General features: G+C 34.7%; 11 protein-coding genes and 1 tRNA gene. 6 read left to right on the forward strand and 6 right to left on the reverse strand.

What is annotated here, in order from left to right; translation table 11 throughout:
* Positions 1-124: 124 nt before the first annotated feature.
* Positions 125-1,003, forward strand: a complete 879-nt coding sequence (gene nadK, locus A9G17_RS06980; RefSeq protein ID WP_065738102.1) for an NAD(+) kinase — start codon at positions 125-127, stop codon at positions 1,001-1,003.
* Between the two features lie 99 nt (positions 1,004-1,102).
* On the opposite strand, the gene A9G17_RS06985 is transcribed toward nadK, so the two are convergent.
* Positions 1,103-1,603, reverse strand: a complete 501-nt coding sequence (locus A9G17_RS06985; protein WP_065738103.1) for a phosphatidylglycerophosphatase A family protein — start codon at positions 1,601-1,603, stop codon at positions 1,103-1,105.
* A gap of 92 nt (positions 1,604-1,695) precedes the next feature.
* Positions 1,696-2,706, reverse strand: a complete 1,011-nt coding sequence (gene argF / locus A9G17_RS06990) for an ornithine carbamoyltransferase (protein WP_065738104.1) — start codon at positions 2,704-2,706, stop codon at positions 1,696-1,698.
* 268 nt (positions 2,707-2,974) lie between these two features.
* Between argF and carA the strand changes: the two genes are divergently transcribed.
* Together carA and carB are read left to right on the forward strand one after the other, a co-directional pair.
* On the forward strand, positions 2,975-4,135 hold the full coding sequence (carA, locus tag A9G17_RS06995; protein WP_065738105.1) for a glutamine-hydrolyzing carbamoyl-phosphate synthase small subunit: 1,161 nt from the start codon (positions 2,975-2,977) through the stop codon (positions 4,133-4,135).
* 1 nt (position 4,136) lies between these two features.
* Positions 4,137-7,352 (forward strand): carbamoyl-phosphate synthase large subunit, encoded by a 3,216-nt coding sequence (gene carB / locus A9G17_RS07000; protein WP_065738106.1) that lies wholly within the window; start codon positions 4,137-4,139, stop codon positions 7,350-7,352.
* Between the two features lie 59 nt (positions 7,353-7,411).
* Here the strand turns inward: carB and A9G17_RS07005 are convergent, their stop codons facing one another.
* Positions 7,412-7,831: a GFA family protein gene (locus A9G17_RS07005; protein ID WP_065738107.1), complete on the reverse strand. Its 420-nt coding sequence runs from the start codon at positions 7,829-7,831 to the stop codon at positions 7,412-7,414.
* A gap of 189 nt (positions 7,832-8,020) precedes the next feature.
* On the opposite strand from A9G17_RS07005, the gene A9G17_RS07010 reads away from it, so the two are divergent.
* Positions 8,021-9,292, forward strand: coding sequence for a 3-deoxy-D-manno-octulosonic acid transferase (locus A9G17_RS07010; protein ID WP_081301708.1), 1,272 nt, complete (start codon positions 8,021-8,023; stop codon positions 9,290-9,292).
* A 534-nt stretch (positions 9,293-9,826) separates the two neighbouring features.
* Positions 9,827-9,903 (forward strand) — tRNA-Met (locus tag A9G17_RS07015).
* Positions 9,904-9,943: 40 nt separating this feature from the next.
* On the opposite strand, the gene metF is transcribed toward A9G17_RS07015, so the two are convergent.
* The 3 genes from metF to A9G17_RS07030 all read right to left on the reverse strand — a co-directional run bounded on the left by metF (position 9,944) and on the right by A9G17_RS07030 (position 14,388).
* Positions 9,944-10,819, reverse strand: a complete 876-nt coding sequence (metF, locus tag A9G17_RS07020) for a methylenetetrahydrofolate reductase [NAD(P)H] (RefSeq protein ID WP_065738109.1) — start codon at positions 10,817-10,819, stop codon at positions 9,944-9,946.
* A gap of 112 nt (positions 10,820-10,931) precedes the next feature.
* Positions 10,932-13,205 (reverse strand): 5-methyltetrahydropteroyltriglutamate--homocysteine S-methyltransferase, encoded by a 2,274-nt coding sequence (gene metE / locus A9G17_RS07025; protein WP_065738110.1) that lies wholly within the window; start codon positions 13,203-13,205, stop codon positions 10,932-10,934.
* Between the two features lie 631 nt (positions 13,206-13,836).
* Positions 13,837-14,388, reverse strand: coding sequence for a YagU family protein (locus tag A9G17_RS07030; RefSeq protein WP_065738111.1), 552 nt, complete (start codon positions 14,386-14,388; stop codon positions 13,837-13,839).
* Between the two features lie 370 nt (positions 14,389-14,758).
* On the opposite strand from A9G17_RS07030, the gene A9G17_RS07035 reads away from it, so the two are divergent.
* Positions 14,759-16,111, forward strand: coding sequence for an Nramp family divalent metal transporter (locus tag A9G17_RS07035; protein ID WP_065738112.1), 1,353 nt, complete (start codon positions 14,759-14,761; stop codon positions 16,109-16,111).
* Positions 16,112-16,365: the final 254 nt, after the last annotated feature.

Here is a 16,365-nt window from a genome sequence, read left to right on the forward strand (position 1 = left end):
GAATAACGGTTATTATGGGGACAATTTTTATTATTACAAGCTTATCGAGACATTGATATATATTTTTTTTAATTTATACCGAAAAAATACAGATGTTTATAAAAAAATAAGGTAAGGATATTTTATGGTGACTCCATTTAAATGCATTGGTCTAATTGGACTTCCACGTAAATTAGAAGCAATTGAAACCCATCAAGTGCTTTATGATTGGCTTGTTAAACTCGGTATTCGTGTATTAGTAGAAGATAGATTAGCCGAATATATTCAATTCCCAGTTAGCCATTATGCTTCGTTGGAAACAATTGGTGAGCAAGCTGATTTAGCTATCGTGGTTGGTGGAGATGGCAATATGTTACGCTCAGCGCGATACTTATCTCACTATAAAATCAGAGTGATTGGCGTTAATCGTGGTAATCTAGGTTTTTTGACTGATATTTCGCATGAACAGGTAATTGAACAATTAAGCCCAGTTATTGCAGGTGAATATGTCGATGATCCGCGTTTTTTATTAGAAGTATCCATATTTGATAACGGTAAAATGATTAACTCAGGCTTTGCCGTAAACGAAATTGTGATAACTCCAAATACAGTTGCACATATGATTGATTATGATGTCTATATTAATGAACGCAATGCATTTTCGCAACGTGCTGACGGGTTAATTATTGCTACTCCGACTGGCTCAACAGCATATTCACTATCGGCTGGTGGGCCTATTTTAGCGCCCCATTTAGATGCCTTGATTATTACACCAATGTTTCCGCATTCTTTAGCGGTTAGACCATTAGTGATTAAAGGGGATAATCCTATTCATCTTAAATTCCCAACAACAGCCTTGGATTTGAATATTGCCTGTGACAGCCAAATAATTTTACCCGTAAAACCATCGCACGATGTAATTATTCGCCGTTCTTCATATGAATTTAATTTAATTCACTCAAAGGATTACGACTATTTTAATAATCTTTCAAGTAAATTAGGCTGGTCACAAAAAATGTTTTAATTAATGCATCGTTTCTGTCTTAAGTCGAATCGATTTTACTCTTCTGTTTTGATGCGGTTTATTACAATCAATTCCTATTTATGTTAGCAATAAAAGTTGTTACTTAATTAGCAAAGCTATCACATAAACTGTAACTGAAGAAAAGATAGCCGCAATGACATCATCAACCATAATACCAAAACCTCCGGGTACTCGTTTATCAAACCAACGAATCGGCCAAGGTTTTGCCATATCAAAGACTCTAAAAGCAACAAAAGCAATAGCAATCCATAAAATAGAGATTTGTGGAATAAAAAATAGGGTAATCCACATACCAACAAATTCATCCCATACTATATGTCCCGAATCATGAGTATGAGTATCATCCGACGTTTTTTGACATAAAAAACAACCAAAAATAAAAGCGACGACAATTAACACCCAATATAAATACGGTTGCAAACCATTAAATAGCAGCCAAAGTGGTATTGCCATTGCCGATCCCATCGTACCGGGCATAATAGATGACATACCAGACCCTAAACCCACCGCGAGTAAATGGATAGGATTGGTTAATTGGACATATTTTTTAAAGTCTTTATTTCGCTCTTGTTTTGTCATTATGTTAAAGGTCTTTTAGATAAAATAATGCCGACTTTAAGTCGGCAAAAAAGTTGCTTAGCAAAGCTAAGTATTTATGATTATCAACTATATTATTCGTCTTTCGCTAACGTTGCAACCATTACCGCTTTAATCGTATGGAGGCGGTTTTCAGCTTCATCAAATACGATACTGTGTTTCGATTCAAAGACGTCATCGGTCACTTCTAAGCCATTTTTTAAACCGTATTGTGCTGCCATTTGTTTGCCAACCGTGGTATTCATATCATGGAAAGCAGGTAAACAGTGCATAAATTTCACATTTGGGTTATGAGTCAAATTGATGACATTTTGATTGACTTGATAGGGCGTTAATAATTTTACACGCTCATCCCACACTTCTTTCGGTTCACCCATTGATACCCATACATCGGTATAAAGAAAATCAACATCTTTAACACCTGAAGCAACATCTTCAGTTAAAATAATTTTAGCACCTGTCGTTTTGGCTATCTCTTGACACTTCTGTACCAATTGAGCTTCGGGTTGACAGGCTTTTGGCGCAACTAAACGAATTTCCATACCCATTAATGCCGCCCCTTCCATTAACGAATTTCCCATATTATTTCGTGCATCACCTAAATAGGCAAATTTAACACTGCTTAATGCTCTATCGCCAATATGTTCTTTCATGGTCATAAAATCAGCTAAAATTTGGGTTGGATGGGCTTCAGTAGTTAAACCATTCCATACAGGTACACCCGCGTATTTTGCTAAAGTTTCAACAATTTCTTGCCCATAACCACGATATTCAATGCCATCATACATACGACCAAGCACACGTGCAGTATCAGCAATTGACTCTTTATGCCCAATTTGGCTACCACTCGGCCCTAAATAGGTAACGTTTGCGCCTTGATCAAAAGCGCCAACTTCAAATGCACAGCGCGTACGTGTTGAATCTTTTTCAAAGATAAGAGCAATATTTTTACCGAGTAAATACTTTTGTTCCAGCCCTTGCTGCTTAGCTTGTTTTAATTCAATAGCCAGATTAATTAATTGATTGATTTCGGCAGGGGTAAAATCGAGTAGGCGTAAAAAGTGACGTTGATAAAAACCGTGCATAATGTGGCTCCTAATAACCGTAAATATTCACACGATTCTATTTGAATAATTATGCAAATTCAAGTTAAACATCAAAATAACCTTTATATTTTATTAACTCGTCAAAAAGTCTCAAAAATTAGATTTAATTATTAAAATAATTTTTATAATATTGCTTTTTTTGTATAAAAAAGTGTAATAAAATGCCAATCACTGTAACTTAACAGGTAAGTAAATTTGAATTTTTATTCAAAAATAATGACAACCTATTCAAAAGGCTTTTTTAATCATGCAAACTTATGCCCTCCTTATGTTACAAGATGGTTCGCAATTTATTGGCAAATCAATTGGTGCTAATGGACAGACTGTTGGGGAAGTAGTATTTAATACTTCAATGACAGGTTATCAAGAAATCCTAACCGATCCTTCTTATTCGGAACAATTAGTTACTCTCACTTATCCCCACATTGGTAATGTAGGAACAAATAATGCGGATGCCGAATCTAACCAAATTTATGCAAAAGGACTGATTATTCGCGATCTGCCGTTAATTGCGAGCAATTATCGAAGTGAAATGGATCTTTCCAGTTATTTAAAACAGCATAACGTAATTGCAATTGCGGATATTGATACGCGTCGTTTAACCCGTATTTTACGTGAAAAAGGGGCACAACATGGTGTGATCATTACGGCTAATGATAAACAGACCTTATTAGATAAAGCCGAAAATGCCAAACAAGAGGCACTAAATTATAAAGGGTTAAGTGGATTAGATTTGGCTAAAGAAGTGACTTGTAAGGAAAGTTACACATGGACTTGCGGTATTTGGACAAGACAACAAGAGCATCCTACACCAAAAGCGGAAAGTGAATTGCCTTATCATGTGGTTGCTTATGATTTTGGAGTTAAACAAAATATATTACGGATGTTAGTTGAACGAGGATGTAAATTAACAGTTGTACCCGCAAAAACCCCCGCAAATGAAGTATTGTCATTAAACCCAGATGGAATATTCCTATCAAATGGTCCTGGTGATCCCGCCCCTTGCACTTATGCTATTGAGGCAATTAAGCAGTTTTTAACCACCAATATTCCAGTTTTTGGTATCTGTTTAGGGCATCAGCTTTTAGCGCTCGCTTGCGGTGCAAAAACCGTCAAAATGAAATTTGGTCATCATGGTGGTAATCATCCTGTTAAGGATCTAGAAAATAATCGTGTCATGATTACCGCACAAAATCACGGATTTGCTGTCGATGAAAGCACCTTGCCCGCACATTTACGTGCTACACACAAATCCTTATTTGATAGTTCATTACAAGGAATTCATCATAATCAAAAACCTGCATTTAGTTTTCAAGGACACCCTGAAGCCAGTCCGGGTCCACACGATGCTGCGCCACTTTTTGATCACTTTATCGAATTAATTAAAATTTATAAGCAGGAGCAATAGTATGGCTAAGCGAACAGATATTAAAAGTATTCTAATTATTGGCGCAGGCCCAATTGTTATTGGTCAAGCTTGTGAATTTGATTATTCAGGTGCTCAGGCATGTAAAGCATTACGTGAAGAAGGATACCGAGTAATTTTAGTTAACTCTAATCCGGCAACCATTATGACCGATCCTGAAATGGCGGATGCCACCTATATTGAGCCAATTCATTGGACATGTGTGCGCAAAATTATTGAAAAAGAGCGACCCGATGCCATTTTACCAACAATGGGCGGACAAACGGCATTAAATTGCGCATTAGAACTTGAAAAACAGGGAGTATTAAAAGAGTTTAATGTTGAAATGATCGGCGCAACCGCAGATGCGATTGATAAAGCCGAAGATCGCAAACGTTTTGATCAGGCAATGAAAAAAATTGGGCTGGATACCGCACGTTCGGGCATTGCTCACTCATTACAAGAGGCTTATACGGTACTGGAACAAGTGGGCTTTCCTTGTATTATTCGTCCATCATTCACGATGGGCGGAACAGGCGGTGGCATCGCTTATAATCAAGAAGAGTTTGAAGAAATCTGTACTCGTGGACTTGATTTATCCCCAACCAATGAACTATTGATCGATGAGTCACTGATTGGCTGGAAAGAGTATGAAATGGAAGTTGTGCGTGATAAAAACGATAATTGTATTATTGTTTGTTCGATTGAAAACTTTGATGCAATGGGCATTCATACCGGTGATTCAATAACGGTTGCACCTGCACAAACTTTGACAGATAAAGAATATCAAATCATGCGTAATGCCTCAATTGCAGTATTGCGCGAAATTGGTGTTGAAACTGGCGGTTCAAACGTACAATTTTCGGTCGATCCACAAACAGGAAGATTAATTGTCATTGAGATGAATCCTCGGGTATCACGCTCTTCGGCGTTAGCCTCTAAAGCTACAGGCTTTCCTATTGCCAAGATTGCAGCTAAATTAGCCGTCGGTTATACACTTGATGAGCTTTCCAATGATATTACTGGCGGTAAAACTCCTGCTTCTTTCGAACCGTCTATTGATTATGTCGTGACTAAAATCCCACGTTTTAATTTTGAAAAATTTGCTGGTTGCAATGATCGTTTAACCACACAAATGAAATCAGTGGGTGAAGTGATGGCAATTGGCCGAACGTTCCAAGAATCGATGCAAAAAGCACTTCGTGGTTTAGAAGTCGGTGCGTGCGGATTGGATGAAAAAATCGATGATACTAGCGATGAAAAGAATCTTGCTAAAATTCGTTACGAACTACAAGAGGCAGGTAGCGATCGCATTTGGTATATAGCCGATGCTTTTCGAGCGGGTTTTACCGTTGATGAAGTGTTTTTATTAACTCATATTGATCGCTGGTTCTTAGTGCAAATAGAAGAATTAGTGCAAATAGAAAACCGCTTAAAGCAACAAACCATTAATGATCTTGATCAAGAGACATTATGGCAACTTAAACGTAAAGGCTTTTCGGATCTTCGTATTGCTAAACTGCTTAATACTCAAGAACAAGCCGTGCGAGATCTGCGCGTACAATATGATATTCACCCAGTTTATAAACGTGTGGATACCTGTGCAGCCGAGTTTTCAACCGATACCGCCTATCTTTACTCAACCTATGAACAAGAGTGTGAAGCCAACCCACAATTTAATCGTAAAAAGATTATGATTTTAGGAGGAGGGCCTAATCGTATTGGACAAGGGATCGAATTTGATTACTGCTGTGTACATGCTGCTTTAGCTTTACGTGAAGACGGCTTTGAAACCATTATGGTAAATTGCAATCCCGAAACGGTTTCAACTGATTATGATACTTCAGATAGACTCTATTTTGAGCCAGTTACCCTTGAAGATGTGCTTGAAATTGCTCACGTTGAAAAACCTGATGGCGTAATAGTGCAGTATGGTGGACAAACTCCGCTGAAATTGGCACGGGCCCTTGAAGCAGCGGGAATTCCAGTTATTGGTACTTCACCTGATGCCATAGACAGAGCCGAAGATCGCAAACGCTTTCAAGAAGTAGTCGATAAATTAAAATTAAAACAGCCAGTTAATGCCACCGTAACCGATATTGATAAAGCGGTAATCAAAGCAGAGCAAATCGGTTATCCACTCGTGGTGCGTCCATCTTATGTATTAGGCGGACGAGCGATGGAAATTGTATACAATGAACAAGATTTACGACGTTACTTTAAAACCGCAATAAGTGAATCCAATAATGCGCCAGTACTGCTTGACCACTTTTTAGATGATGCCATTGAGGTGGATATTGATGTGATTGCAGATGGCGAACAAATCGTTATTGGCGGCATTATGGAACATATTGAACAAGCCGGCATCCACTCGGGCGATTCAGCTTGTTCACTGCCAACTCATACCTTAAGCCCTGAAATTTTAGCGGAACTGCGAAAACAAGCGAAACAATTGGCGTTTGAACTTAATGTAAAAGGTTTAATGAATGGGCAATTTGCTGTCAAAGATAATCAAGTTTATCTGATTGAAATTAATCCGCGTGCAGCCCGTACAGTGCCGTTTGTCTCGAAAGCGACTGGCTTACCACTGGCTAAAATTGCTGCCCGCGTCATGACGGGGCAATCGCTGACCAAGCAAAATGTCACCCAAGAAGTGATTCCGCCTTATTATTCCGTTAAAGAGGTAGTATTACCATTTAATAAATTTAGCGGTGTTGACCCAATTTTAGGACCAGAAATGCGCTCAACCGGTGAAGTCATGGGAATTGGTAAAACATTTGCAGAAGCCTTTGCCAAAGCACAGCTTGGCAGCTTGTCGAATATGAAAAAATCCGGCAAAGCATTACTTTCTATTCGTGAACAAGATAAACCACGTCTATTAGAAGTTGCTAAACGATTAATCGCTCATGGATTTAGTATTGATGCCACACTTGGCACAGCAAAAGCATTGCAACAAGCAGGAATTGCCTGTCAAATTGTCAAGAAAGAAAATGAAGGTCGGCCAAATATTCATGATCATATCAAAAATGGTGAATACAGTTATATTCTTAACACAACGTCAGGGCGAGCTGCTATTGAAGCCTCTAAAATCCTACGCCGTAGTGCTATCCAATATAAAGTCCATTACGATACCACTATGAATGCCGCTTATGCCACAACGTCAGCTCTAGATTACGATCCCGCTCACAGTGTGATACCATTACAGGCACTTTATCAATAACCAAAAAGACGAGCAATGCTCGTCTTTTTTTATAAATACATCAAGTTATAATTTATTTTTTAAGCCTTTCCTTCAGCCATCGCTAAAATATCTGCTTCGGTTAATTTGTGAGTCTGATTAGCAAACGCATAGCAAGTTGGTTTTTTATCGATAAAGACTTCAGCCGTGAATTTTAAATCCTTAATATCATCAAAGATCCAAGCAGCAATATAATAATTTTGCGTACCTTTTAAATGATAATAAAGATGAGAGCCACACTCTTTACAAAATGCTCTTTCCGCCCATTGTGATGAGTTAAAATGGGTAACGTTCTCTTGCCCTTCTATCGTTATATCACCACTGTACGCTAAAGTCATTAAAGGTCCAGCACTCCATTTACGACAAGTTTGGCAATGGCATGCACTAAAATCCGTATTGGCAAATGGAACAGATAATTTAACTTTTCCACACAAACAAGATCCATGATATTGAGTTGACATATTTTTTTCCTTTTCCAATTAAATAAACATTATGTAATTTTAATGATGTTAGCATAATGATAATTAAACCATAAAATAAAATTTTGTTAAAATATTCAGTCTAATAAATCGGTAAAATAAAAAATAAGTGTAATCTAACAAGTTTAATAAAATGTTATCATTGGTTATTTTTTATAACTAACTCCAAAAATGAAAAAAATATTTAAGGTTTGTTTATTAGCTATCGTGCAACTTATTTTGTTCTTGTTACCACTCATTGCTGTTTATTCTTTCTTCAAAGAATTTAGGCAACAAGTGAGCCTAAAAGACAACTTGAGGCATATCAGTCAGCACTATTTTTTAGGATTCCTATTTTCTAAACCTAAGGTAAATAATTGCATTATGATTCATGCTATTTCATTAGGTGAAGCTGATGCTGCAATTAACTTAATTAACTCTTTTCAAACACAAATTAGACAAAAAATTATTCTTACCGTCACAACAATTCAGGCTTATAAAAAATTAACTAACCAGCCAAATGATATAACAATAGTATATTTTCCTTACGATTCTTTAGTTCATCAAAGTTTATTTATCCACCATTTCAATATTAGGAAAGCAATAATTATTGAACATGATTTTTGGCCTAATTTTCTGGCTACAATGGATTTACTTGATCGAGAAATCATTTTACTCAATGGGCATTTTTCAGATAAAACCATTAATCGTTTAAACAATCGCTATTATCAAGCGTTACTGTTTTCTCCGATAAAAAAAGTGTTTGTACAAACCGCTGAACTAAAAACAAAAATGCTACCTGTAATGCCTAATGTTTCTATTTCGGTAACACCAAGTTATAAACTCCCTTTAAATACAACAATTTTAGATATTAAAAATATAAACAGTGAAAGAAAAATAATCACTCTTTCAAATTTCCATCCTGAAGAACTTAATACAGTATCTAAGCTGTTAGCTAAATTGGTCAAATTGGATTATAAAATTATACTTGTTCCTAGACATATACATCTATTTGATAATTTAATAAAAAAATGGGAAGAAGCGTATCAAAATCGCTTTGCTGTTATAACGCAATGGAACAATGCTACCAATATCACTGCGGAGATTACTTTTGTAAAAAGTTATGGTGTGCTCAGTAAAATTTATTCATTATCTCATGCAACCATCGTTTTTGGCTCTTTTGATCCGAGTTTGAAAGGACACAGTTTATTTGAACCCATTTTATATGGCTCTATGGTTTATTACGGTCCTTATTTTTCTTCTCAACAATATATGGATGAATTTTTACGTCGTATCATTACCAATATCAAACATGATATAGGCGCGATAGAACAACAGATAAAACATCTATCAACACATGACAGAATTGATATCTACAACAAATTTATGGTGAATATCGAAAATGAGAAACACATTTTAATTAATCATTTTAAAGAAATAGAGCAATGGATTAAAAATAATTAAAGTGATTTTGTAAAAATTATTCAGGAGTGTATACCGTTTCAGCATTTAAATTACTTTTATTTGTAAATAATGCCTTATTAATCGTTTTAATCACACCAAACCTAAACTAATCGGTAAACTTATTTAAGCAGAATATTTGTAAAAATTATTCAGGAGTGTATACCGTTTCAGCATTTAAATTACTTTTATTCATAAATAATGCCTTGTTAATCATTTTAATTACACCAAACCTAAGTTAATCAGTGAACTTATTTAAGTAGAATATTTGTAAAATATTATTCAGGAGTGTATACCATTTCAGCATTTGAATTACTTTTATTTATAAATAATGCCTTATTAATCGTTTTAATCACACTAAACCTAAGCTAATCAGTAAACTTAGTTAAGTAGAATTTTGTAAAAAATATCCACAAGCAGATTCCATTTAGTATATAAATTACGCTCATTTGTTAAGGAATGTGTAAAAATAATACGTTCAGTAAAGAATAGTATTGCTTTATTATTTTATTACTATAATATAACTCACCTCTCTGACGCGGGGTGGAGCAGCTTGGTAGCTCGTCGGGCTCATAACCCGAAGGTCGTTGGTTCAAATCCAGCCCCCGCAACCAATTTCTCCAAACCCTATTCTAAATTTTCTTAATGATAAAACTATATTGATTTTGGAACGGCAAGTAACGTTGATACTGCTTCACTGATTCTTCGAGCGATATAGCTATTATTCATCGTATATAAATGGATACCGTCAACATTTTGCGAAACTAGGTCAACAATCTGATCGATAGCATAAGCAATACCTGCATCACGGAATGCATCTGGATGATGTTCATATTTTTCCATCATTTGCTTAAATTTCTTAGGTAGATTAACACCACACATTGAAACCATACGTTCAATTTGGTTTTTATTCGTTACCGGCATAATTCCTGCTTCAATGGGTACATCAATGCCCATATCACGCGCTTTATCTAAAAAGGCATAAAAATAATCATTATCAAAAAACAATTGGGAAATCAGTTGATCAGTACCTGCGTTCACTTTTTCTTTCAAATGAATTAAATCTTGTTTAATGGTTGCCGCTTCAAGGTGCCCTTCAGGATAACACGCACCAATTACGTTAAAATCGCCATTTTCTTTAATAAAAGAGACAAGTTCACTTGCAAAACGAAAATCATCTTTCGGTTTTACGTTTGGATTGATATCACCTCGTAACGCAAGTACATTATCAATACCCGCACATTTAAGATCGTGAAGGATTTTTTTCATCTCGGTTTTATCAAAATTGATACCCGGTAAATGGGCAACACTTTCGATACCATAGGTATGCTTAACTGAGTGAGCAATATCGATAGTAGTTTGGCCATTCAAGCTACCACCTGCTCCATAGGTAACACTAATAAAATCAGGTTTAAAATAACCGAGTTCGCGCAAAGTACTGTAAATTGTTTCCAAAGGTGATGTTTTTTTAGGAGGAAAAACCTCAAAGGAGAACACCGTTTTTTGATTAAAAAGTAGATTTGTTTTCATCTGCATTATCCATTGGTTATCATTACTATTTTTCCTTATTGACGTTTCCGCCGCCTAATGAGGCGGCGGCAATATCAGATTTAACAAAGTTAAATTATTTTGAAAAACAGTATTATTTGAGTGTTTTTCTTACTTCTAATGTGGCTTGAACTAAGTGTTGTAAGCTTTCAACCACCTCTTTTTCACCACGCGTTTTTAAACCACAATCTGGATTAATCCATAATTTTTGTTTATCGATCTTCGCAAGCAATTTCTCAATAGTTCCTTTAATTTCAGCCACAGGCGGTACACGAGGTGAATGGATATCATAAACACCCGGTCCCACTTCGGTTTTAAAATTATTGGCTTTAAGCACATCAATCAACTGTAAATTAGAACGTGATGCTTCAAACGAGATAACATCCGCATCCATTGCATCAATGTCTTTGATGATGTCAGCAAATTCGCTATAACACATATGAGTATGAATTTGCGTATCTGCTTGAACTTTACTATGTACTAATCTAAATGCTGGAATTGCCCAATCTAGATATTCGCTGTTCCAATCTGCCTTACGCAATGGTAATTTTTCTTTAAGTGCTGCCTCATCAATCTGAATGACTTTAATGCCAGCCGCTTCAAGATCGAGCACCTCATCGCCAATAGCTAAACCAATTTGGAATACAGATTCTTTTTGTGAAATGTCTTCACGAGGGAATGACCAGTTAAGAATCGTTACTGGACCAGTTAACATGCCTTTAACAGGTTTATCTGTTAAACTTTGTGCATATTTTGAATATTCAACCGTAATTGGTTTAGAACGTGAAATATCACCCCATACAATTGGTGGCTTAACGCAACGAGTACCATAAGATTGCACCCATGCTTTTTCAGTAAAGACAAAACCATTTAAGCTTTCACCAAAATATTCAACCATATCATTTCGTTCAAATTCACCATGCACCAACACATCAATACCGATCTCTTCTTGTAATTTGATACATTCGGCAATTTTTTTCTTATTAAATTCTGTGTATTCATTCAAACAAATTTCACCTTTTTTGAATTTAGCACGATTTAATCGCACATCTGGCGTTTGTGGGAATGAACCAATCGTTGTAGTTGGTAACAATGGTAAATTAAATGCTTTTTTCTGCTCTGCTTCACGTACTGAAAATTCAGGTAAGCGAGTAAAGTCAGAAGCACTTAATGCCGCAACTTTTTGACGAACCTCTTGATTTGCCCCTTCACGCTCACGAGTAAACAGTGTTTGGTTCGCTTTATAAGTCTCACTATTTTCTGGGTTAGCTTCATTAAATAACTGACCAAGCTCTGCTAATTCTTGCAGTTTTTCTTGTGCAAAAGCAAAGTAAGCACGTTGTTGAATGGTTAATTTAGTCTCATTTTGTAATGTATAAGGTACATGCAACAATGAACACGAAGTATTAATTACAACTTTAGCTGCTTTTTGCTTAATTTTTCCGAGTAATGCTAAAGTTTTTTGGTAGTTATTTTTCCAAATATTTTTACCATTCACTACGCCAGCAAATAATACTTTACCCGAAGGGAAACCATTATTTTCAAGCAATGCTAATGACTGTTTACCTTCGACAAAGTCAAGACCAATACCATCGAACGGCAGAGCCACTAACTCTTTGTAACAGTCACGTACATCACCAAAATAGGTTTGTAGAACCACTTTAGTGGTAGCTTTAACGGATAAGATTGCTTGATAGAGCTCTGTAAATAAAGCGATATCTTCTTTATTAAGATCAGTGACTAAAATTGGCTCATCAATTTGAATCCAATCAGCGCCAAGTGTTGTGAATTTTTGAATAATTTCTTGGTAAGCTTTAATAATATCAGCTTTAAAGTCAACAAACTGTTTATTACCTAAATATTGTGCTAATTTGAAAAACGTTAATGGACCAACAACAACAGGTTTAGTTTGTATACCTAACGCTTTGGCCTCTTGATATTCGTCAAACGGTTTGCTACCAGCTACTTTGATCTGCACTGAATCTTCTATTTCAGGTACTAAATAATGATAATTGGTGTTAAACCATTTTTTCATTGCTAGCGCACGCACATCGCCTTTTTCACCTTGATAACCACGAGCCATAGCAAAATAACGATCAAGTTCTGGTAATCCCAAATCTTGGTAACGTTTAGGAATAACATTAAGTAAGCAAGCGGTATCTAATACTGCATCATAAAATGAAAAGTCATTAGACGAAATAAATGCAATTTTTTGCGAAGCTTGTTGTTGTAAATGCTCGGCACGTAGTGCTTTAGCTTCACTTAATAATTCGGTTTGGGTTTTATTACCTTTAAAGTAAGCTTCGGTTGCAAATTTCAATTCACGAAGTTTACCAACACGAGGATATCCAATAACTGCTGTATTCATTTTATTTTCCTTTAATCACGGTTCTTGCGTGGTTAAAAAGATAGCAAAAAAAAATGTTATTGAATAATTCTAGTTTTTTATTAATTGATATAGTTTTTAGCTATATCAAATTGCTTTTTTATCGTTATCATTAATGATTAATTGGTAATCTCAATGATAACATTCTGATATAAAATAATTTTTACAGATAATGTAAAAATAAGATTTCTATATTATCTTTATTTTCTTAAAGTTATTTTAATTTTGCCTATGTTGGGTGATAACAAAAATAGTCTTTTTCTAGATGTACAAATATTTCACAACATTATTATTACCATTATTTTTGGCGTTAACTGTATTGTGAATTTATTTTAATGTATATTAAATTCAAATAAGCAATGTATTGATTATCTTTGAATTACATTATTATTTTTAATTATTTTTTTAGCTATTAACAATTTTATTATTGAAATTTAATGAGAAGTTCGTCGATCAGCGAAGGTTGAACAAAAAGTTAATGTCATAAATGCTGATAGAATAGTTAAAGTTAATCCAACCGTTTTGTACAGATAAATTTTAAAAAATAATCAATATGGTTAAGATTAACAATCCTCCTATTTTTTTAGAATAGAAGGATTGCAAAATAAGTCAATTATTTACGCCACTCTCCATAAATTGGTCTTGAAAAATGGGCAAGTACAGCAATCATACAGATTTCAATGGAGACTCCCCAATAAATATGACCTAAAATTTCACTCCATAATTCATAGCCATTTAAATTCCATAACCAGCCAACGGTACCTTCTGGATCATAAGCTGGATGACGGAAGCCTAACAATGGAATAAAAAAGCCATGCATAACAACAGTAATAATCAACCCATAAAATGCTCCATACCAAAGTCGAATTTTATTCCAAAAATAGGCAATAAATACATAAACAAATGCAAAAGCAAAACTAAATAGCCAGTGATAAAGTGTCACAGCACCTAAAACATTTGCCCCTTGATAAATATAATCAAGGGAATGCGAATTAATACCTAACCAACCAAGCCAAGCATCAATATGTGCTGCTGGTGGCGAAATTTCACCGGGAACACGAGGCGGCATATTAACTTCAGATCCCCACTTGACTAATGAACTAATAAAACCACCAATGAGTGTAGTCCAAATGATAATTTTACGATTTATTTTATTTCCAAACATTTGAGTGATTCCTTACTATTTTTAATAGATATTTAATGGATATTTAAATGAGAATGCACAATAAATTAGTTAAAATAAGTTTTACTTAAGACTTGCAGGATACATTTTAGAAATTTTTTTATTTAAAACAGATGATTGCTTTTTGTTCTCATTTTTGAGAAATCAAACAATATCTATTTAATCAATCATAACTGGTATAGCCATACCAATATATAAACTCAATTAGAATAAATAATATACGCTTTTAAGTCTAAAGAATACACATTAACGCAATTATAATTTTATAAAAAAAGTTAAAATAACTATTTTTAATTGATAATGATTCTTATTATCAAATATAATACCACTATATTAATTTAGAGGTTTAATTATGTTAAAAATATCCACAGTAAGTTTAGAAGAGATCAATAATACGGTTCATATTCCCGATTCTAATGCGAGTTTTCTTCGAAAACTGTGGGCTTTTTCTGGTCCAGGTGCTTTAGTTGCTGTTGGTTATATGGATCCAGGAAACTGGATCACATCCATTCAAGGTGGTGCGCTTTATAGCTATTTATTACTATCAGTAATACTCATTTCTAGCTTAATTGCAATGCTTCTTCAGGCAATGTGTGTGAAAATAGGCGTAGTAACGGGTATGGATCTTGCCCAAGCCACAAAATCAATGGTCGGTAAAAAAATAGCTTTTTGTTTATGGATATCGACTGAATTAGCCATTATTGCCACAGAAATTGCTGAAGTCATTGGTAGTGCAGTAGCTTTAAATCTATTATTTGATATTCCATTATTAATTGGTGTGTTATTAACCGTTTTTGACGTTGTTATCCTTTTAATTTTGATGAAGTTTGGTTTTAGAAAAATAGAAGCTATCGTCTTTTGTTTAATTGCGACAATATTTATTATCTTCGCTTATGAAGTTTTAAGAGCCTCTCCTGAACTTAGTGATATTTTAAATGGGTTTATTCCTAGAAGTGATATTTTTACTGCCTCAATCAAAGGACATGATTCCGCATTAGTGATTGCTCTTGGTATTGTGGGTGCAACCGTTATGCCGCATAACTTGTATCTTCATTCGTCTATCGTTCAAACTAGAAAATATGATAGACAAAACAGAACAAGCCTAAAAGATGCAATTAAATATGCAACGATCGATTCCAATATACAATTGTCATTTTCATTTATCATAAATTGTTTATTATTAATTCTTGGGGCTGCGCTTTTTTATGGCAATAATCCCGACAATCTTGGTCGATTTACCCAACTTTATGATGCACTGAAAGATCCACATATGGTTGGTCCTGTGGCAAGTTCAATTATGGCAACTTTATTTGCCGTTGCTTTACTCGCATCGGGTCAAAACGCAACAATTACAGGCACACTGACTGGGCAAATAGTCATGGAAGGTTTTATTCATTTATCTATTCCGCTCTGGGCTAGACGAATAATCAGTCGAGGATTAGCGGTTACACCTGTGATTTTATGTATTTATATCTGGGGCGATAAAGAAAATATTGTTGAAAATTTATTAATCTATACTCAAGTCTTTTTAAGCATTGCTTTACCAATTTCAATGATTCCTTTAATTTTAGTCACCTCAAATAAAAAAATCATGAAAGAGTTTGTGAATTGCAAATTAACCATTATTTTAGGTTGGATAGCGACGATTTCGCTTATTATTTTAAATCTACAATTAATTTATGAAGTGATTAGTTCATTGTATTAGTTAACTATATTCCGAGCCATTGAGATTTTTCTGATCAATGGCTTGTTTAATTTTTTCTCCTTAATTGTCATTCATTGTTATCTACTTGCTTATTTATTAAATGAGGTAAATAAACGTTGAAAACAAGATAAAATCTAGGTAACACAACCATTCCATCTGGTAGAACAAAACAAAATCATCATTTTATTTAAAAAACTGTATTTATTTACAGTGTTTTTGTTGATATACTCGTTTCAATTTTAATCAGCTGCATG

It is taken from the genome of Gilliamella sp. wkB7 (genome assembly GCF_001693435.1).
Taxonomy (GTDB): Bacteria; Pseudomonadota; Gammaproteobacteria; order Enterobacterales; family Orbaceae; genus Gilliamella; species Gilliamella apicola_N.

Excerpts from the sequence above, each read along its gene's own strand:
- A9G17_RS07035 (WP_065738112.1), top strand. The coding sequence starts at position 14,759 with ATGTTAAAAATATCCACAGTAAGTTTAGAAGAGATCAATAATACGGTT.
- A9G17_RS07010 (WP_081301708.1), top strand. The coding sequence starts at position 8,021 with ATGAAAAAAATATTTAAGGTTTGTTTATTAGCTATCGTGCAACTTATT.
- metF (WP_065738109.1), bottom strand. The coding sequence starts at position 10,819 with ATGAAAACAAATCTACTTTTTAATCAAAAAACGGTGTTCTCCTTTGAG.
- carA (WP_065738105.1), top strand. The coding sequence starts at position 2,975 with ATGCAAACTTATGCCCTCCTTATGTTACAAGATGGTTCGCAATTTATT.
- carB (WP_065738106.1), top strand. The coding sequence starts at position 4,137 with ATGGCTAAGCGAACAGATATTAAAAGTATTCTAATTATTGGCGCAGGC.
- A9G17_RS07005 (WP_065738107.1), bottom strand. The coding sequence starts at position 7,831 with ATGTCAACTCAATATCATGGATCTTGTTTGTGTGGAAAAGTTAAATTA.
- argF (WP_065738104.1), bottom strand. The coding sequence starts at position 2,706 with ATGCACGGTTTTTATCAACGTCACTTTTTACGCCTACTCGATTTTACC.
- A9G17_RS07030 (WP_065738111.1), bottom strand. The coding sequence starts at position 14,388 with ATGTTTGGAAATAAAATAAATCGTAAAATTATCATTTGGACTACACTC.
- A9G17_RS06985 (WP_065738103.1), bottom strand. The coding sequence starts at position 1,603 with ATGACAAAACAAGAGCGAAATAAAGACTTTAAAAAATATGTCCAATTA.
- nadK (WP_065738102.1), top strand. The coding sequence starts at position 125 with ATGGTGACTCCATTTAAATGCATTGGTCTAATTGGACTTCCACGTAAA.
- metE (WP_065738110.1), bottom strand. The coding sequence starts at position 13,205 with ATGAATACAGCAGTTATTGGATATCCTCGTGTTGGTAAACTTCGTGAA.